This is a genomic window from Streptomyces sp. HUAS MS02 (assembly GCF_055702265.1).
On record NZ_CM146747.1, the window covers coordinates 1,915,383 to 1,934,217 of the forward strand.

At 73.2% G+C, this 18,835-nt stretch carries 15 protein-coding genes and 1 pseudogene; 8 read left to right on the forward strand and 8 right to left on the reverse strand.

The features are described 5' to 3' along the window. Positions 1-18: 18 nt before the first annotated feature. On the reverse strand, positions 19-732 hold the full coding sequence (locus ACZ9QC_RS08245; protein ID WP_472919547.1) for a hypothetical protein: 714 nt from the start codon (positions 730-732) through the stop codon (positions 19-21). Positions 733-1,004: 272 nt separating this feature from the next. Here ACZ9QC_RS08245 and ACZ9QC_RS08250 point away from each other — a divergent pair, with 272 nt between their 5' ends. The 3 genes from ACZ9QC_RS08250 (at position 1,005) to ACZ9QC_RS08260 (ending at position 5,737) form a co-directional block, all read left to right on the forward strand. Continuing rightward, positions 1,005-2,801: a hydroxysqualene dehydroxylase gene (locus ACZ9QC_RS08250; RefSeq protein ID WP_472919548.1), complete on the forward strand. Its 1,797-nt coding sequence runs from the start codon at positions 1,005-1,007 to the stop codon at positions 2,799-2,801. Positions 2,802-2,904: 103 nt separating this feature from the next. Next, entirely contained in the window at positions 2,905-4,653 is a 1,749-nt protein-coding gene (locus ACZ9QC_RS08255; protein WP_472919549.1) for a SulP family inorganic anion transporter, read from the forward strand. Between the two features lie 298 nt (positions 4,654-4,951). After that, complete coding sequence (locus tag ACZ9QC_RS08260; RefSeq protein ID WP_472919550.1) at positions 4,952-5,737, forward strand: MBL fold metallo-hydrolase; 786 nt, start codon at positions 4,952-4,954, stop codon at positions 5,735-5,737. Positions 5,738-5,791: 54 nt separating this feature from the next. Here ACZ9QC_RS08260 and ACZ9QC_RS08265 read toward each other — a convergent pair whose 3' ends face one another. The 4 genes from ACZ9QC_RS08265 to ACZ9QC_RS08280 all read right to left on the reverse strand — a co-directional run bounded on the left by ACZ9QC_RS08265 (position 5,792) and on the right by ACZ9QC_RS08280 (position 9,328). Next, positions 5,792-6,487: an alpha/beta fold hydrolase gene (locus ACZ9QC_RS08265; RefSeq protein ID WP_472919551.1), complete on the reverse strand. Its 696-nt coding sequence runs from the start codon at positions 6,485-6,487 to the stop codon at positions 5,792-5,794. 228 nt (positions 6,488-6,715) lie between these two features. Beyond that, positions 6,716-7,627 carry an alpha/beta hydrolase gene (locus tag ACZ9QC_RS08270; RefSeq protein WP_472919552.1) on the reverse strand — a complete coding sequence of 304 codons (912 nt, stop codon included), beginning with the start codon at positions 7,625-7,627 and terminating at the stop codon, positions 6,716-6,718. A gap of 144 nt (positions 7,628-7,771) precedes the next feature. Continuing rightward, entirely contained in the window at positions 7,772-8,590 is an 819-nt protein-coding gene (locus ACZ9QC_RS08275; protein WP_472919553.1) for a VOC family protein, read from the reverse strand. Between the two features lie 72 nt (positions 8,591-8,662). After that, complete coding sequence (locus ACZ9QC_RS08280; protein WP_472919554.1) at positions 8,663-9,328, reverse strand: SDR family NAD(P)-dependent oxidoreductase; 666 nt, start codon at positions 9,326-9,328, stop codon at positions 8,663-8,665. A gap of 147 nt (positions 9,329-9,475) precedes the next feature. Between ACZ9QC_RS08280 and ACZ9QC_RS08285 the strand changes: the two genes are divergently transcribed. From ACZ9QC_RS08285 to ACZ9QC_RS08300, 4 genes are all read left to right on the forward strand, one after another. After that, positions 9,476-10,843: an MFS transporter gene (locus ACZ9QC_RS08285; RefSeq protein ID WP_472919555.1), complete on the forward strand. Its 1,368-nt coding sequence runs from the start codon at positions 9,476-9,478 to the stop codon at positions 10,841-10,843. A 186-nt stretch (positions 10,844-11,029) separates the two neighbouring features. Continuing rightward, positions 11,030-11,950, forward strand: a complete 921-nt coding sequence (locus ACZ9QC_RS08290; protein WP_472919556.1) for a PaaX family transcriptional regulator — start codon at positions 11,030-11,032, stop codon at positions 11,948-11,950. A gap of 236 nt (positions 11,951-12,186) precedes the next feature. Then, positions 12,187-12,852 (forward strand): response regulator, encoded by a 666-nt coding sequence (locus ACZ9QC_RS08295; protein WP_472921632.1) that lies wholly within the window; start codon positions 12,187-12,189, stop codon positions 12,850-12,852. Between the two features lie 74 nt (positions 12,853-12,926). Then, on the forward strand, positions 12,927-14,024 hold the full coding sequence (locus tag ACZ9QC_RS08300) for a sensor histidine kinase (RefSeq protein WP_472919557.1): 1,098 nt from the start codon (positions 12,927-12,929) through the stop codon (positions 14,022-14,024). A 102-nt stretch (positions 14,025-14,126) separates the two neighbouring features. On the opposite strand, the gene ACZ9QC_RS08305 is transcribed toward ACZ9QC_RS08300, so the two are convergent. Next, on the reverse strand, positions 14,127-14,480 hold the full coding sequence (locus tag ACZ9QC_RS08305) for a hypothetical protein (protein ID WP_472919558.1): 354 nt from the start codon (positions 14,478-14,480) through the stop codon (positions 14,127-14,129). A gap of 38 nt (positions 14,481-14,518) precedes the next feature. After that, a complete protein-coding gene (locus ACZ9QC_RS08310) occupies positions 14,519-16,924 on the reverse strand; it encodes a SpoIIE family protein phosphatase (RefSeq protein WP_472919559.1) in 2,406 nt (801 codons plus the stop codon). Positions 16,925-17,019: 95 nt separating this feature from the next. On the opposite strand from ACZ9QC_RS08310, the pseudogene ACZ9QC_RS08315 reads away from it, so the two are divergent. Beyond that, positions 17,020-17,417, forward strand: a pseudogene (locus tag ACZ9QC_RS08315) (protein kinase family protein); the annotation flags it as partial. Between the two features lie 144 nt (positions 17,418-17,561). Here the strand turns inward: ACZ9QC_RS08315 and ACZ9QC_RS08320 are convergent. Then, positions 17,562-18,797, reverse strand: a complete 1,236-nt coding sequence (locus ACZ9QC_RS08320; RefSeq protein ID WP_472915873.1) for an IS701 family transposase — start codon at positions 18,795-18,797, stop codon at positions 17,562-17,564. Positions 18,798-18,835: the final 38 nt, after the last annotated feature.

Here is an 18,835-nt window from a genome sequence, read left to right on the forward strand (position 1 = left end):
CCGGGAAACCGGCTGTCGTCAGACGGCGACAGCGGTCCCGGCCGGTGGCCCCCGGGAGGTGATCGCGTGGATGAGGAGATAGCGGCGCGGCCCGCCGTCGCTACGGGCGCGGCGGGCGCGGGCCGGCGGACGGTACGCCGGGGCGGACGGTCCGAGGAGCAGGCGGAGCGGTGCGGTCAGCCATCCGGCGAGCGCCCGCAGGATGCGGAAGGCGGCACGCTCACCGTGGGCGAGCCAGAGGCCGCACAGCAGCGCGGCCAGCAGATGGGCGGCGAACATGCCCGTCGAGGGCAGGCCGCCCATGACGTGCTCCAGCCCATGCGTGACCGCCGCGCCCAGGTGGTCCGTCGACGGTGAGGCGGGCGGGGTTCCCGTGGTGTGGTCCATCGTCGCCATGGCGGACCGGACGGGCAGGGCGCCCGTCGAGTGGCCGAACGCGTCCGTGGCCGGGCCCGTGGCGCCCCGGGGATGCCGCACCACCGTATGGGCGAGCGAGAACATCGCGTGGAGGAACGCCTGCGCGGCGACGGTGGCGGAGCCGACCAGGAGCGGCCCGCGCTCCCGGGCGCCCGACCACCAGGCCGCGCCGCCGGTCACCGCCGTCCCCGCGACCATGGCCCACCAGGGCACCCCGGTCCCCGACATCAGGACGTGCCCGAGGGAGGTGAGCAGCACGCAGACGGCCGCGAACACGGCGGCCCTGAGCGTGCGGGAACACCCCCCAGCGGTCATCGCGCCCCATCCTCGCAGTCCTGGTCCCATGCGTCACGAGAGGGTACGTGAACGCCCCTGGCCCGCCACTCAATCCGGCCGCGGTGACGCACACCACACCGGCCACGAAAGAGGCGCGGGTGAGGGACGGGCGAGGGGCGGACGAGGGACGGGCGCGTGGGCCTGACGCGGCATCAAGCCAAAGTGGCCCCGGCGGCGTCGGTCGTCTTTCGGGATCGGTGTGGCGCTCCTATCTTCGTACGCCAATGGTTACCGACGGTAAGGGGTGGGCGATGGACGCACTGGGCGGCACCACACGCAGAGGGTTCCTGGGTACGGCGACGGCCGCCGGCGGCGTCGTCGCCCTCGGCACCGCGCCACGGGCACAGGCCCGGGAAGTGGCGTGGGAAGAGGCGCGGGAAGAGGCCGCGCCACACACCGTGGCGGTCCTGGGCGGGGGCGTCGCCGGTCTCACGGCGGCGCACGAACTCGCCGAGCGCGGCTTCCGGGTGACGGTGTACGAACGCAAGGCGCTCGGCGGCAAGGCCCGCAGCATGGACGTACCGGGCAGCGGTACGGGCGGCCGTGCCCCGTTGCCCGGGGAGCACGGCTTCCGCTTCATCCCGGGGATCTATCACAACCTGCCCGACACCATGCGCCGCATCCCCTTCCCGGGCAACGCCCATGGCGTGCACGACAACCTCGTCGCCCCCAAGGAGATGCTGTTCGCCCGGTCCGGCGGCCGCGAGGACATCAGGATCCCGCTCCCCTGGCCGGACAGCAGCCCCGCCGACCTCACCCCCGACGAGTTCCGCCGGGCCGTCACCGCGCTGCTGGACACCGCCTTCAACCTCCCCCTCCACGAGGCCCTCTACTTCGCCAACCGCTTCCTCGTCTTCCTCACCAGCTGCGACGAGCGCCGCGACGAGACCTGGGAGCGGACACCGTGGTGGGAGTTCGTCCGGGCCGGGCAGATGTCGTACGACTACCAGCGCATCCTCGCGGTCGGCATCACCCGCAACATCGTGGCCACCAAGGCGGAAGAGGCCAGCACCCGTACGGTCGCCACCCTGCTGGAGGCCTTCGCCTTCAACCTGCTGGGGCGGGGCGCGGACGGCCCGCTGGACCGGATCCTCGACGCGCCCACCAACGAGGCCTGGATCGACCCGTGGGTGACGTATCTGCGCTCCCTCGGGGTCGAGTTCCGGATCGGCTGGACCGTACGGGACCTGACCCTGGACGGGGGCCGGATCGGGGCGGCCGTCATCGAGGATCCGGCGGGCACCCGGCGGACCGTCACCGCCGACCACTACATCTCGGCCATGCCGGTCGAGCACGCCCGGCGCACCTGGAACCCGGCCGTGCGCGCCGCCGACCCCCAACTCGCCGCGTGCGACCGGCTGCAGACCGACTGGATGACCGGCATCCAGTTCTATCTGACCGAACGTACGCCGATCCTGCACGGCCATCTCGACCTCATCGACTCCCCCTGGTCGCTGACGGCGATCGCGCAGGCGCAGCACTGGCCGGGCCACGACTTCCCCGCCGACTTCGGGGACGGCACGGTCGCGGACTGCCTCTCCGTGGACGTCTCCGAGTGGGACCGGCCGGGCATCCTGTACGGGAAGACGGCCAAGCAGTGCACCCGCGCCGAGGTCGCCCGCGAGGTGTGGGCGCAGCTGAAGGCCGCGCTGAACGACACCGGCCGTACGGTCCTGAAGGACTCGGTTCTGCACTCCTGGTTCCTCGACCCGGCCGTGGACGGACTCGGCACCCCGAACCCGGTCAACGAGGAGCAGTTGCTGATCCATCCGACGGGGACCTTCCACCACCGGCCGCGCTCGGCCACGAGGATCCCCAACCTCTTCCTGTCCGGTGACTACGTGGCCGTACCCATCGACCTGGCGACCATGGAGGGCGCCAACACCTCCGCCCGGCAGGCCGTCAACGCCCTGCTGGACCGGATCGGTTCGTCCGCCGAACGGTGCACCGTCACCCCGCTGTACCGGGCACCCGAGTTCGAGGCGCTCAAGCGCCACGACCGGACCCGGTACCTCCTGCGGCTGCCGAACCTCTTCGACCTCGGCTGACGTCGCCGTCCGGCAGGCCGACACCTCACCGTCCGCGCCGGGGCCCCGGCCGTTCGCGTGCCACGCTGTGCGCGGTGCCGGGACGGAAGGACGGGGCGGGTCTGTGACAACGCAGCGCGAGAGTCGAGGGCTTCTCGCCCGGGTACGGGCGGTCCCCGGGGTCGAGGCGGTGTCGTCCTACCGGCGCGAGTGGCTGGTCAAGGACCTGGTCGCGGGGGTCGTCCTGACCACACTGCTGGTCCCGCAGGGGATGGCGTACGCCGAGCTGGCGGGCCTGCCGCCGATCACCGGCCTCTACACGACGGTGCTCTGTCTGCTCGGGTACGCGGTGTGCGGGCCGTCCCGGATCCTGGTGCTGGGCCCGGACTCCTCGCTCGGGCCGATGATCGCCGCCACCGTGCTGCCCCTGGTGGCGGCGGACGGGGACCCGGACCGGGCCGTGGCGCTGGCGTCGATGCTCGCGCTCATGGTGGCGGCCGTCATGATCCTGGCGTCGGTGGCGAAGCTCGGTTTCATCGCCGACCTGATCTCCAAGCCGACGATGATCGGCTACATGAACGGCCTGGCGCTGACCATCCTGATCGGTCAGCTGCCCAAGCTGCTCGGCTTCAAGGTGGAGGCGGACAGTCTGATCGGCGAGGGCGCCGGGTTCGTCCGGGAACTCGCCGACGGCGCGGCGGTGCCGGCCGCCGCCGCGGTCGGCTGCGGCGGGATCGCCGTCATCCTGGTGCTCCAGCGCTTCCTGCCGAAGGTCCCCGCGGTGCTGGTGATGGTGGTCCTGGCGATCGCCGCGGCCACGGCGTTCGACCTCGGCGCCCGCGGTGTCAGCCTGGTCGGCGAACTGCCCGAGGGGTTCCCGCCGTTCACGATCCCCGACATCCGGCTCTCCGACCTCGCGCCGCTCATCGGCGGAGCACTGGGCATCGCCCTGGTGTCCCTGGCCGACACGATCTCCAACGCGTCGGCCTTCGCGGCCCGCACGGGGCAGGAGGTCCGCGGCAACCAGGAGATGACCGGGGTCGGGGTCGCGAATCTGGCGGCCGGCCTCTTCCAGGGCTTCCCGGTCAGCACGAGCGGGTCCCGGACGGCCGTGGCGGAGCGCGCGGGGGCCAGGAGCCAGCTCACCGGGGTCGTCGGGGCGGCGCTGATCGTCCTCATGCTGGTGCTGGTCCCGGGCCTGTTCCGCGATCTGCCGCAGCCGGCGCTGGCGGCCGTGGTCATCACCGCCTCGCTCTCCCTGGCCGACGTGCCGGGGGCGGTACGGCTGTGGCGGCAGCGCCGTGCTGAGTTCCTGCTCTGCCTCGCGGCCTTCCTGGGCGTGGCGCTGCTGGGCGTACTGCCCGGGATCGCCGTCGCCGTGGCGCTGTCCGTCCTCAACGTCTTCCGGCGCGCCTGGTGGCCGTACAACACCGTGCTGGGGCGGGTGCCCGACCTGGAGGGCTACCACGACGTCCGCTCCTACCCGGGGGCCGCGCAGCTGCCGGGGCTGGTGATCTACCGGTTCGACGCGCCGCTCTTCTTCGCCAACGCCAAGGCCTTCCGCGACGAGGTCAGGCGCCTGGCCGCCGCCGAGCCGCGGCCGAGCTGGATCGTGATCGCGGCGGAGCCCATGACCGACGTGGACACCACCGCCGCCGACGTGCTGGAGGAACTCGACGAGGAGCTCAACGCCCGGCATGTGCACCTGGTGTTCGCCGAGCTCAAGGACCCCGTACGCCGCAAGATCGAACGCTACGGCCTGACCCGCACCATCGACCCCCGCCACTTCTTCCCCACCGTCGAGTCCGCCGTGGCCGCGTACCGCCTGCGCACCGGAGCGGACTGGGGCCCGCCGCCCGCCGACGAGGGATGAGGCCGGGAACGCCCTGGCAGGAGGGGGCGCGATGCCCGACGCCCCCGGCCCGCCCGCCCTTCGGGCTGGCCCCGGCGACGCCGCGCTCCGCCACGCCGCGGGTCTCCTACCGGCGGCAGCGATGCCGTCCGCCGGGCCGTGGAGGCCGAGGAGAGGCCTCAACGGCCAGGGGCCTCGCCGTACCAAGGCCCGGACGCGGCCCGTACGCTGTGCGCCGGGTCTCCCCCGGAGGCCGTGGAGCGAGCCGCCTCCCGAACGCGTCCTCGCCTCTCCCCGACACCTCGAAGGCGGTACGGCCGTGAAGGTGCACCACCTCAACTGCGGGACGATGCTCCCGCTCACCGGCGCGCTGGTGTGCCACGTCCTGCTGGTCGAGGCGCCGGGCGGACTGGTGCTGGTGGACTCCGGGTTCGGGCTGAGCGACGTCGCCGAGCCCGGCCGCCGGCTGGGGCCCGCCCGGCGTCTGATCAGGCCCGTGCTCCGGGCCGAGGAGACGGCGGCGCGTCAGGTCGAGGCCCTCGGGTTCCGGCGGGAGGACGTGCGCCACATCGTCGTCACCCACTTCGACTACGACCACATCGGCGGCATCTCCGACTTCCCCGGTGCCCAGGTCCACACGACCGCGGCCGAGGCCCTCGGGGCGATGGTCTCCCCGTCCCGGCGGGAGCGGTCCCGGTACCGGTCGGCGCAGTGGGCCCACGGGCCGAAGATCGTCGAGCACACGCCGGACGGCGAGGCGTGGCGCGGCTTCGCCGCCGCCAAGGAACTCGACGCCGTCGCCCCGGGCGTCGTCCTGGTGTCCCTGCCGGGGCACACCCGCGGCCACGCCTGCGTCGCGGTCGACACCGGAAGCGGCTGGATCCTGCACGCCGGCGACGCGTTCTTCCACCGGGGGACGATCGACGGACGCGCCCCCGTCCCCCGTGCCCTGCGCGCCGTGGAGAACCTGCTGGCGTACGACCTGAAGCAGGTGCGCGCCAACCACGCCCGCCTCGCCGAACTGCACCGGCGCCGCGACGCCGACCTGACCGTCGTCAACGCTCACGACCCCGTCCTGTACGAACGCGCCCGCACCGCGCCGTAGCCACGGCACCACGCGGGCCGCACCGGTGGCCGTCGGGGAGAGGGCGCGCAGCCGTCAGATCCAGCCGTCGAGGGACGTCATGAAGCCGTCGAAGTCGTCCCGGTGGATGGTGTGGCCCGCTCCGGGGACCGTCCGGACCGCGAAGCCGTCGGACCTGAGCCGCTCAACATCCTCGGGGCCGACCAGGAAGCTGGGGTCGGCGAGTTGGAGGAGGGAGGGGACGACGAGGCGGTCGGGGACGAAGCCGGTGAGCGGACGGCCGCCGAGGAAGTGGGCGGAGCCGGCGTCCCAGGCGGCCAGGGTGGCCATCTCGATGTCGACGTCCTCGGGGTCCCAGCGCGGGTTGAGCGCGGCCGTCTGGACGCGGGTGGCGCGTTTGAAGGAGGCGAACACCTCGGGGCCGACGTTGCGGTCGGGGTCGGCCGACGACCAGGCGGGGTCCGAGTAGACCGCCCGCCGGGGCCGCAGCCGTTCGACGGCGAGGGAGAGGGCGAGCCCGCCCAGGGAGTGCCCCAGGGCCAGGTCGGCCTGTCGGGGCAGGGTGTCGACGAGGTCGTCGGCGAAGAGCCGCGGACTGTACTCGCCGCGCGCTGACAGCCCGTGGCCGCGCAGGTCCACGGCGATCACCCGATAGCCGCGGTCCGCGAGCGCCGGCCCGACCCGGCGCCAGGTGCGGGAGTCGGACATGATGCCGTGAACAAGCAGGGCGATCCGGTCGCCGGCGCCCCATTCCCGGGTGTGCAGCCGCACGTCGTGCCTTTCGTCGGTTCGGCGTCGGTCCGACCGGTCCCAGGTGTGTGCGGGGTCTTCGTTCGGGTCCGGTCGCCGACGGGGCGGCCGGCGGGCCCGGTTGCCGCGTGGTGATCAGTTTGCCGCCCACGGGGCGCGCGCAGTCAAGCCGATCCGCTCCCCGAGGGCGCGCGGCCCTCGGAAGCGGCGGGCCGTTCAGAGCGAGCCGTCGTCGAGCGCGAGCCGTCGTCAGGCCGCGTCGGGGACCGCCGCGTCGAGGGCGGTGCGCAGGGTCGTGGCCATCAGATCGATCGCCTCCTTGCCAGCCGGCACCGGGCCGGTGTGGGTGAAGTAGTGGTCGACGCCCTCGAAGACACGGTGGGTGACCGGGACCCCGGCGGCTGCCAGGGCCTCGGCGTAGGCGTCGCCCTCGTCGCGCAGGCGGTCGTTCTCGGCGGTGATGACGAGGGCGGGCGGCAACCCGGCGAGGTCGTCGGCGAGTCCGGGCGATGCCAGCGGGTCGGCGAGGTCCGCCCGGTCCGGGAGGTAGGCGGCGGTGAAGATCCGCATGAGCTGCGGGCTGAGCAGCGGTTTGGCGATGCGGGACCGCTTGGTGGCCGGGTCGGCGACCATGTCGAGCGGCGCGGAGTCGATGATCTGGAGTCGGGGCGTGAAGGTGCCCCGGGCGCGGGCCGTCCGGCAGACCCCGGCGGTCAGGTTGGCCCCCGCGCTGTGTCCGCCGACGGCGATCCGCGAACCGTCCCAGTCATGGGCCTCGCCGTTCTCCGCGATCCACTCGACGACGTCGTAGGCCTGGGTGACGGCGGTGGGGAAGACGCGCTGCGGGGCGACGGCGTAGTCCACGTTGACGACGACACAGCCGGCCGTGGCGGCGATGTAACGGCATATGTGGTCGTCCTGTTCGGGGCGGGCCACGATGAAGCCGCCGCCGTGGAAGTTGACGTAGACGGGAGCGGGGGCGGGGGTGGCCGTCGGGGGACGGTAGACGGTGCAGTCGACCGGTCCGGCAGCCGTCTCCACCCGGAGGGCTTCCGTCCGCTTCGGGACGTCGGTGAAGCGCAGGTCCTGGTGGACACGGGTCATGACGCCGCTGAGCAGCAGCTGCACCCCTCTGGCCTGGATTCTGGCACCGAACGACATGATCGCACCCACCCATCGCTGCAACATTGAAACAACAGGATTCCTGTTGATGGGATGATGGACGTCGATCCCGATTTCCGCAACGGTGGGAACGCCACCGTCTCGGGGACGGTGGCGTGGGAGGCGCAAAAAGGCCGCGAAGAGTCAGCTCTCGGCGGCGAGGAGGACGAAGTCCGCGTTCGACGGGTCGAGGCAGACGGCGAGCCGGCCGACGCCCGGCATGTCCTCGGGACCCATCTGCACACTGCCGCCGTGCCCGGTGACCGCCGCCACGGCCGTGTCGCAGTCGGTGACGGCGAAGACGGGGTGCCAGTACGGCCGTCCGTCGTTCAGGGAGAGGTCCTCGGCACGCAGCTGCATGAGGCCGCCCTGCATCCGCTCCTCGGGAAGCCCGGCGGGCGTGATGAGCGTGTACGCGCCGGAGTCGCCCGGCATCGGCATCTCGCCGAACTGCCAGCCGAGGACGCCGCCGTAGAACTCCTTGGCGGCCGGGGCGTCGGTCGTGTACAGCTCCGTCCAGGTCAGCGAGCCCGGCTCGTCCGCGAGTTCGAAGCCCGCGTTCGTGCCCGGCTGCCAGACGGCGAACTGGCCGCCGAGCGGGTCGCTGTACTGGGCCATCCGCCCCCAGTCCCCGAGATCCCTCGACGGCACCCGCACCGTGCCGCCGGCGCTCTCGACGGCCCGCGTCGTGGCGTCCGCGTCGGTGACGGTGTAGTAGATCATCCAGGCCGAACGCGCGCCCTGCTCGGTGAGTTCGCCGAGCCCGCCGACGACCTTGCCGTCCTTGCGGAAGACTCCGCCCGAGCCCTCCGTCTCCTCCCCCTCTCCCTCGCCGCCGCCTCCGTCCATGGGCTCGTACTCCCAGCCCAGCACCGCCCGATAGAAGGCCGCCGCGGCCGGCAGGTCGCGGACGCCGAGGTCCAGCCAGCAGGGGGAGCCGGGCGTCAGGTCAGTGGTGATCACGGGAATCCCCTTCGCGTTCTCGTTCCTGTGCCTTCAGCCTGACACCGCCCCCGGGCGTCCGCGCGCCGACCGTCAGGCGTCGAGGTCGTCGGCGAAGTGCCGGAAGCCGTGGCGGTCGCGGTGGATGCCCCAGAGGGTGTCGGCGAGGACGGCCGGGTCCTTGCGGTGGTGCCCGGGGACGATCGCGCCGGGCACCACCAACTGCGCGACATGGATGCCCTCGGCCCCGAGGGTGTCGTGCAGCAGGTGGCCGTACGCGCTCTCGGCGGCGAACGCCACGGACGTCCCCGCCCGGTCGGGGTGCGGGACCACGGCCGTACCGCCGTTGACGAGCAGGATCGTGCCCCGACCGAGGGAGCGCATACCGGGCAGCACCTGCCGTACGGCGGCGACCGCGCCGTAGACGGAGAACTCGATCGGGCCGACCAGGTCGGTGTGGCTCGTCTCCAGCACCGGCAGCATGAAGTCCGGGTGCGGCAGGGGGCTGTACTGGAGGACCTCGATCGGTCCCAGCGCCGAGTGCGCCGCGTCGAGCGCGGCGGTCAGGGCCTCCGGGTCGCGCACGTCGGCGGCGAACCCCTGCGCGGTGACACCCTCGTCGGCGAGGCCGGCGGCGAGCGCCTTCGTGCGCTCCGGATCGCGGGCGACGAGCGCCACGGCGAACCCCTCACGGCCGAAGCGACGGGCGACGGCCGCGCCGAGACCCGGCCCGGCTCCGATGACGGCGATGGCGTTCATGACGTGCGTGCCTCCTGGCTCGACGGACTGACGGTCCCCACTGTCCAGGAGCCCTCCCCGACGGCTCAATGTTGTGCACTTTATTGACGACAGTAAGACATGCACCTAAGTTCACGGTGTCCTTCCCCCCGCTCTAGGGAGACCGCGATGCCTTCGTCCCCCGTCGCTCCACCGCCCCCGAACCCCGAGCAGACCGAACAGGCCGAGCGCACGCGGCAGCTGCGCCGTGTGGCGTTGTCCGGGCTGCTGGGTACCGCTGTGGAGTTCTACGACTTCCTCGTCTACGGCACCGTCGCCGCGCTGGTGTTCGGCGAGTTGTTCTTTCCCGGCGCGGATCCGGCGGTGGGCACGATCGCCGCGTTCGGGACGTTCGCGGCGGGGTACGTGGCCCGTCCGCTGGGCGGCATCGTGTTCGGGCACTTCGGTGACCGGCTGGGCCGCAAGTCGATGCTGCTGCTGACGATGGGGCTGATGGGCGGTGCGAGTTTCCTGATCGGCCTGCTGCCCACCTACGACACCATCGGGGTGTGGGCGCCGGTGCTGCTGATCGCGCTGCGGGTGCTGCAGGGCATCGCGATCGGCGGTGAGTGGGGCGGTGCGACGCTGATGGTCGTCGAGCACGCCGGGGAGAAGCGGCGCGGGTTGTGGTCGAGCTTCACGCAGATGGGTGCGCCCCTGGGTTCGCTGTTGTCGTCGCTGGTGGTCGCGCTGGTGGTGGCGATGCCGCGGGAGGAGTTCGCGGCGTGGGGGTGGCGGGTGCCGTTCCTGCTGAGCGTGGTGCTGCTGGGGGTCGGGCTGTTCGTGCGGCTCAAGGTCGTGGAGAGTCCGCTGTTCACCCGGGTGAAGAAGGACCGGGCGCGGTTGCCGTTGCTGGATGTGGTGCGCCGGCCGCGGGCGCTGGTGCTGGCGGCGTGTGTGGGGATCGGCGCGTTCACGGCGCAGTCGCTGCTCACGAGTTACCTGATCGCGTACGCGACGGGGATCGGGTATCCGCGGCCTGAGGTGCTCAGGGCGCTGACGGTGTCGGCGGCGGTGGCGCTGGTGGTGCTGCCGTGCGCGTCGGCGCTGTCGGACCGGGTGGGGCGCCGGCCGGTGGTCCTGGCGGGTGCGCTGGCCTCGGCGGCGCTGGCGTTTCCGGTGCTGGCGCTGGTGGACTCGCGCTCACCCGGGCTGCTGATCCTGGCGGTGGTGCTGGGGCACGGCATCGCGCAGTCGGTGATGTACGGACCGCTGGGGGCGTTGCTGACGGAGATGTTCGGGACGCGGGTGCGCTACACGGGGGCGTCGTTGGGCTATCAGCTCGCGACGCTGATCGGGGCGGGGTTCTCACCGATGATCGCGGGGAGCCTGGTGGCCGCGAACGGGGGTTCCAGCACGCCGGTGTCGCTGTTGATCTGCGGTGGTGCGGCGATCACGGCGGTGACGGTGTGGTTCGTGCGCGAGACGCACCGGGAGTCGCTGGGCGAGGCCGAGGCCGCGCCCAGGGCCGCCGCGAAGGAACAGGTGGCCTCCTAGCCGGACGACGCCTGTCAGGGGCCGGGGGGCGGACCGCGCCCCGTCAGGGGCGCGGGGAACCGCGCGAGAAGCCCCACCGGCCCGTGCCCGAGCAGCGCGCCCACAGTTCCCGCACTCCCCACGGGCGCCCGTGACCTGGTACGGCCGCCCGCCGGAGCACCGGCGGGCGGCCGTACGCTTGCCCCCGTGGAGGACTACGACATCTTGGACACCCCGGACAGCGACAGCCCGGACAGCGACACCCCGGACAGTGACACCCCGGACAGCGACGCCTCGGACGGCCCGCAGCCGCGCCCCCAGTCGCTCATGCTCGCCTTCTTCGGCAACCATGTGCTGGAGGAGGGCGACGGTGATCTGTGCGTGTACTCGGGCAGCATCATCGACGTGCTCGGCCGGGCCGGCGTCGGCGAGCAGGCCGTACGGTCCACCCTGACCCGGATGGTCAACCGCGGTCTGCTGCGGCGCCAACGCGAGGGCCGCAAGATGTACTTCGGCCTCACCCCGCAGGCGAGGCGCGTCCTGCACGACGGCCGCGTCCGCATCTGGCAGCAGGGCGCGGTCAACGACGACTGGGACGGCACCTGGACCCTCCTCGGCTTCTCCCTCCCCGACTCGTGGAAACGCCAGCGGCACGACCTGCGTTCGCGGCTGACCTGGTCCGGGTTCGGCGCCCTCTACAGCGGGCTGTGGATCGCCCCGGGGCACGTCGACATCGCCGGGGTGGTCACCGAGCTCGGGCTCGCCGACCGAGTCAAGATCTTCCACGCACAGGCGAACGTGGCCACCGACATCGAGCTGATGATCCGCGACACCTGGGACCTGGAGCGCATCGCCGCCCGCTACGTCACCTTCGACAAACGCTGGACGGCCCTCCTGGGCTCGGGGGGCGGCCCGGGCGACGACGCCATCGGCACCCGGTTGCGGCTGGTCAGCGAGTGGCTGTGGACCATTCGCACCGACCCTCGGCTCCCCGCCCGGCACCTGCCCCCCGAGTGGCCCGCCGGCCCGGCCGAGGAGACCTTCCGCCGCGTCGCCGAGCTGACGGCGGCACCGGCGCGGCGAACGGCCGACGACCTGCTCGACTCGGTGCGGCTGCGCCGCCCCTGACCGGACTCCGCCGACCCACCACCGGCCCACCACCGGCCACCCGATCGACCATCCCCGTGTCGCCGCCCCCCTCCCCCTGCTCGGCTGGAAGCCTCCCCCCGAGTGGCGGGAGTGTGCGACCCGGGCGCCGCGCGAGGCCGGAGACGTTCTACGGTCGGAGCGGTGACGGTGGACGGTGAGGTGCGGGCGGCGACGTGCGCACGGGACGGCGAGGCGGGACGCGTGTGATCCGGGTGATGGTGGTGGACGACGAGGCCCTGGTGCGGTCCGGCTTCAAGCTGATCCTGAGCGCGGCGGAGGACATCGAGGTCGTCGCGACGGCGACGGGCGCGGAGGCCGTCGAGACCGTGCGGCGGGTGGCCCCGGACGTGGTGCTGCTCGACATCCGGATGCCGGACGTCGACGGCCTGACCGTCCTGCGGGAGCTGCGCACCCTGCCGGAACCGCCGGTGGTGGCGATGCTGACGACGTTCGACACCGACGAGTACATCCTCACCGCGCTGCGCTCCGGCGCGGCCGGCTTCCTGCTCAAGGACACCGAGCCCGAGCAACTGGCCCAGTTGGTGCGGACGTTGGTGGCCGGCGGTGTGGTGATGTCGCCGAAGGCGTCCCGGGCCGTCTGGCAGAGCCACCCCGGGGCCGCGGCGGTCGACGACGTCGAGGCCGCCCGGGTGGGCCGGCTCAGCGGTCGGGAGCGGGAAGTGCTCGTACTGGTCGCGGAGGGACTGTCGAACGCCGACATCGGCGCCCGTGTCCATCTCAGCGCGGGCACGGTGAAGGACCATGTCAGCGCGATCCTCGCCAAGTTGCGGGTGAGCAGCCGGGTGCAGGCGGCGCTGCTCGCGCAGCGGGCCGGACTGCTGGACGACGGGGCTCGGCGCGCCCGGGAGGCGGGGCGGTGAGAGGGCGTGCCGGGCGTCGCGACGCCGCGGAGAGCCGGCAGAAGGGCCCTGGAGCAGGCGCGTGGTGGGCGCGGGTGTCGGAGTCGTCGGTGGACGCCGTGGTCGTCGCGGTCGCCGTCCTCGACGTCGTGTTCAACCTGTGGGACGCCACGCCCCTCGCGACGGTGTTCGCGGCCGGGGGCTGTGCCGCCCTCGTACTGCGCCGCCGGTTCCCGCTCGCGGTGTTCGCGTGCACGCTGCCGGCCGCGCTGATGCTGGACATCCTGTTCGCCCCGGTCGCGGCCCTGTTCACCCTGGCGGAACGCTCACGGGACCGCCGGCTGCTCACCACATGTGCCGTGCTGTTCGCTCTCGCCTCCGCCTTCCCCTGGCCGCTGAGCGGCCTCAGCTCGCACGACCGCAACTGGACGGTCGTGTACTTCTTCTACACGCTGGCCAACGCCGCCGCGCCCGTCCTGCTGGGCCAACTCGTGCAGGCGCGACGGGACCTGGCGAGTCGGCTCATCGAGATCGAGGACGCCCGGGAACACGAACGGCTGTTGCACTCGCAGGCCGTGCTCGCCCGCGAACGCGCCCAGCTGGCCCGCGAGATGCACGACGTCGTCTCCCACCAGGTCAGCCTGATCGCCGTGCAGGCGGGCGCGTTGCAGGTCGCCGCCCGTGACCCGGAGTTCAAGGAGGGTGCCCGCACGATCCGTTCCCTCAGCGTCGACACGCTCGACGAGCTGCGCCACATGGTGACCCTGCTCCGCGCCTCCGGCGGCCGGGCCACGGAGCTCACCCCGCAGCCCACCCTGGCCGACCTGCACCGGCTGGTCACCACCAGCGGTATCGAGGCCGACCTGACGGGTGAACTCCCGCCGGACACAGGCACCCCCGCCCAGCGCGCCGTCTACCGCACCGTGCAGGAGGCCCTCACCAACGTCCGCAAGCACGCCCCGGGCGCCACCGCCACCGTACGGCTGTGGTGTGCCGACGACGGCGCGTCCTTCGGTACGACTGTCACGAACACCCCTGCCGTTCGTCCCTCACTGCCGCTCCCCGGCTCCCGGCAGGGCCTGGTCGGGCTGCGCGAGCGCGCCGAACTCCTAGGCGGCACCCTGGAGTCGGGCCCGACGGCCGACGGCGGCTACGAGGTGGAGCTGCGCATCCCGGCCCACTCGGAGCCATAGCCCCTCAAGGGGCGCAGGCCCGCAAGGGGCGCGGGGAACCGCGCGAGAAGCCCCACCGGCCTGCGGACGACCACCCGCCCTGCCGAAACGACCGCAGCCGTGTCAGGGCCGCCCCTTCAGGCACGCGCCGAGCAACCCGTGGAGCACGAGCGACGCCCATGACTCCGCCGTGGCGGCGGTCCGCTCCGGCGAGGAGCCCTCGGCGCGGCCGGGACGGCGGGCGAGGGGCACGTCGAGCCTGCCGGAGCCACTGCCCACTGGTGGTCCGCCGTCTTCTTCGTCGCCGGTGTCGCCGTCAGCTTCCTGCTCTACCGGCGCGGCGCCCCCGAGCACGACCCCGAGGCCGCCCCCGCGGTGCACATGTGAGCCACGGCTCCCCGGTCCGGTCGGGGCGACCTCACCCCGCGCCCCGACCTGCGCGAAGCGGCTCGCCGGAGAGCCGGCGGGCCGCTTCATGCGGTGTGGCCGTCGGTCCGGTCCTGGACGGCGGCCGGCTACGGGAAGGTGAGGCCGGCGGAGTCGTTCAGTTCGGCCCAGACCGTCTTGCCCCGGCGGGCGCGGCGGGTGCCCCAGTGCTCGGCCAGCTGGGCGACCAGGAGGAGGCCCCGGCCGCCCTCGTCGAAGACCCGGGCGCGGCGCAGGTGCGGGGTGGTGCCACCGGAGTCGGAGACCTCGCAGATGAGGGTGCGGTCGTGGATGAGCCGCAGCCGGACGGGGGGCCGGCCGTAGCGGATGGCGTTGGTGACGAGTTCGCTGACCACCAGCTCGGCGGTGAACTCCAGCTCCTCCAGGCCCCACTCGCCCAGCTGCCGGGTGACGTGCGCCCTGGCGCGGGCGACGGCCGCGGGTTCGGCCTCCAGGTCCCAGGTGGCGACCTGGCCCGCGCCGAGGGCGTGGGTCCGGGCCAGGAGCAGGGCGACGTCGTCGGGCGGCCTGGCCGGGAGCAGCGCTTCGAGCACGGCGTCGCAGGTGGCCTCCAGGGAGGGGGCCGGCCGGGCGAGGGCGTCACGGAGCCGGGTCAGGCCCGCTTCGATGTCGTGGTCCCGTGCCTCGATCAGACCGTCGGTGTAGAGCGCGAGCAGACTGCCCTCCGACAGCTCGAACTCCGCCGCCTCGAACGGCAGCCCGCCCAGACCGAGCGGCGGGCCCGGCGGCAGCTCGAGGATGTCGACGGTGCCGTCCCTGCCGACCACGGCGGGCAGCACGTGCCCCGCACGAGCGGCGGTGCAGCGGCGCGATACGGGGTCGTACACGGCGTACAGGCAGGTGGCCCCGATGTCCCCTCCCGCGGCGGCACCGGTCGCGGCGGGTGCTGCGGGCCCGGTCGGACCCGGTACGGTCCGACCGGCGGACGGGGCCCCGGCGGACGTGGCCCCGGCGGGCGTGCCCCGGACGGTCCCGGCCTCGTCGTCCGCGTCGCCGTTCTCGCCGTTCTCTCGGTTCTCTCCGTCCGCGTCGTTCTCGTCGTTCTCGTCCACCTCGGCGGCGAGGCGGAGCACGACGTCGTCCAGGTGGGTGAGGAGTTCATCGGGTGGCAGATCGATGTCGGCCAGGGTGCGTACGGCGGTCCTGAGGCGCCCCATGGTGGCGGCGGCGTGGATGCCGTGCCCCACCACGTCGCCGACGACGAGCGCGACCCTGGCCCCGGAGAGGGGGATGACGTCGTACCAGTCCCCGCCCACGCCGCCCTGGGCGTCGGCGGGGAGGTAGCGGAAGGCGACGTCGACGGCGGACTGCCTCGGCGTGCGGCGCGGGAGCAGGCTGCGTTGCAGGGTGAGGGCGGTGGCGCGGGCGTGGGTGTACCGGCGGGCGTTGTCGACGGCGATCGCCGCCCTGGCCGCGATCTCCTGCGCGAGGAGCAGGTCCTCGTCGTCGAAGGCGTCCCGGTTGCGGTCCCGGCAGAACTGCGCGACCCCGAGCGTGGCACCGCGCGCCCGCAGCGGCACCACCAGCGTGGAGTGGACCCGTCGGCGCCGGCCACCACCGCCCCCGCCGTCGCCGTCGGTCTCCACCGCTCCCTCACCGTCCACCGCACCGCAGCCACCCTCAGCGCCGGCCTCGCCCGCGAACCCGGCGGCCCCGTACGGCCCCAGGTGGTCGCCGTCGAGGCGGTGCCTGGACGGCTGGCCCGTGGCCAGGGCGCGGGCCGGCGGGGAGCCGGGCGGGAAGGTGTGGGGCGGTCCGGGAGCGGGCGTGGGCGCCGGGGCGGGGTGCGCAGCCGATCGCTGGGCGACCCGGTGGAGCACGGGTGACGCGGGCGGGTCGTCCGGCGCGGCGTCGTGGGCGCCGAGCGCGGAGTCGAGCAGGTCGACGGTGACGAGGTCGGCGAAGTGCTCGGTGGCGAAGTCCGCCAGTTCCTGCGTGGTGCGGGCGATGTCCAGCGTGGTGCCGATGCGGACGCTCGACTCGTTCACCATGGACAGCCGCCAGCGCAGCCGCCGGTCGCGCTCCTGCTCGTAGGCCACGACGCCGTGCTCGGAGGTACGGTCCACGTACCCGGTCGCCGCCACGATCAGGCGGCGCGCGGCCTCGCTGACCAGGGCCGCGTCGTCGGTGCACCGGGGCATCTCCGCCAGCAGGTGGTCGAGGATGATGCCCTCGCCGAGCCGGAAGGACCGCAGGACCGCGCTCACGGGGACACCGTGCCGGGCGACACGGCGTACGCGCTCCAGTTCGGCGGACGACACCTCGATGTCGCCCAGGTCGAGGCCGTGCTGCAGGGCGGACAGCACCGCGACGACGTGCTCGGTGACGTTGTCCGAGGCCATGGCGTCGGGGTGCGCCCACAGTTCGGGCATCTCGCGGCGCAGGCACTGCTCCACCTCGGCGGTCAGCTCGTCCGCTCTGGGGAGGAGCTCCCGCGCGACACGGGCCACGAGACCGTCAGCCGTGGAGTCCACAGTCACGACGGTACGCCGGACAACCGCTTGGGCCCCACCGCGCGCCCTCCCGCCCCGCGCGCCCGGGACCGCCCCGGGGCGGTGCTCCTCGCGGCATGGACACGGTGTGGCGGGCCGGGGACGAGGCCCTCGAACGTCAGGTCGCGCTGACGCGTCTGCACGTGCAGGCACATCTGTCGCCCGACGACCTCACCCTGTACGAGCGCACGCGCCGCGAGGCCCGCAGCGCGGCCCGGATCGCGCACCCGAACGTGATCGTCGTCCATGACGTGGTGGACGACCACCTGGACACGAACGCCGACGGCCCCGTGGACGGTCTCCGGGGCGGCGCCGGGGCCGCCTCCGGTGACGGCCGGGCCCTGGTCCGGGCACGGTCGCCGCGCTGCGCGAGCCACGTACGCCGCGGGGCGTGCTGCACCGCGGCGTCAAACCCGGCAACGTCCCGCTCGGGGCCGAGGGCCGGGTCGTCCTCACCGACTTCGGCATCGCGATGCCGGCGGACGCCTAGTAGTGCTTCGTTAGGTTGTGGGCTGTCTGCGGCGTCTCCGAGGGCTGGGTAGGGGGCGGCCGCAGGTGGTGCAGGTACCGGTCCAGCACCTCAGCAGGTCCTGAAGGACGTCGAGGACCTGGTAGAGGGTTAGGCCGGTGTGCGGACTTTTGGGTCGAGCCGCCGCAGGGTGAGGAAGGCCTGGGCGGCGGTGACGAGGGTGACGTGGTGGTGCCAGCCGCGCCAGGTGCGGCCCTCGAAGTGGTCCAGCCCCAGGCCGTGCTTGAGCTCGCGGTAGTCGTGCTCGATCCGCCAGCGCATCTTGGCCCATCGCACCAGGTCAGCGGCCGGTGTGGTGGCAGGCAGGTTCGATATCCAGTAGTCCGTGGGAGTGTCCTGGCCGTCCGGCCACTCGACAAGGAGTGTCTGGACAGGCAGGACGCCGTCCCACCGGTTGCGGCCGCCGCCCGCCTCCTGGGCTGCGGCCAGGGACTGCTTGCCCGCGGGCCGCACCCTCAGCACCGCGAACCGTGAGGTCATCGCGCCCTTGCTGCCCTGCCTCCAGGTCACCTCGGTGAACCGCTCTGCCCCCGCCTGTGCTGCGAGGACACAAACGGCTCGCGGTGGGGTGCGGTAGCGGGGAAGGGTGGGCGGTCCGAGCCCGCCATAGGCAGGCCGGCCAGGCTCGGCATCCTCCGCATGGGCGACTTCCTTCCCGGTCAGGGCCAGGACATAGGCCAGCCCGCGCTCCTCCAGACCGAGCCGGAAGGGGGTGCTGACGCCGTAGCCGGCGTCGGCGACCACGACCGGCGCCTTCAACTGCCAGGTGGCGAGTGTGTCCAGCAGGCCGAGCGCCAGACGCCACTTCTCCCGGTGCACCACGCCGTCGGGGACGCCTGCCCTGCGGCATCGGTCCGGCTCGTCCGTCCACTCACGCGGCAGATACAACTGCCATTCCAACGGGCACGAGGCGGTGTCGGTGGCGGCATGGACACTGACCGCGACCTGGCAGTTCGCCCGTTTGCCGACCGCTCCGCAGTACTGGCGGGCCACCCCGACCGACGCCGTGCCGCACTTGGGGAACGACACATCGTCGATCACCCACACCTCGGGCCCGACAACTTGGGACAGCCGCTCGGCGATCCGCCGCCTAACCGGCAGCGGATCCCACGGTGACTGGCTCACGAACTGCTGCAGGGCCTGCATGTTCCCGTCCGGCAGACGCTCGGCCATCGGCTGGACCGACTTGCGCCGACCGTCCAGCATCAGACCCCGCAGATAACACTCGCCCCACCGCCGCTGATCACGCCGCGACAACGACCCGAACACATCGGCAACGAACTCCGCCAACTCACCCCGGAGCCGTTCCACCTCCCCCAACCTCACCCGAGGAAGCTGCCCACGAACAGCCGAGATCACCCAAC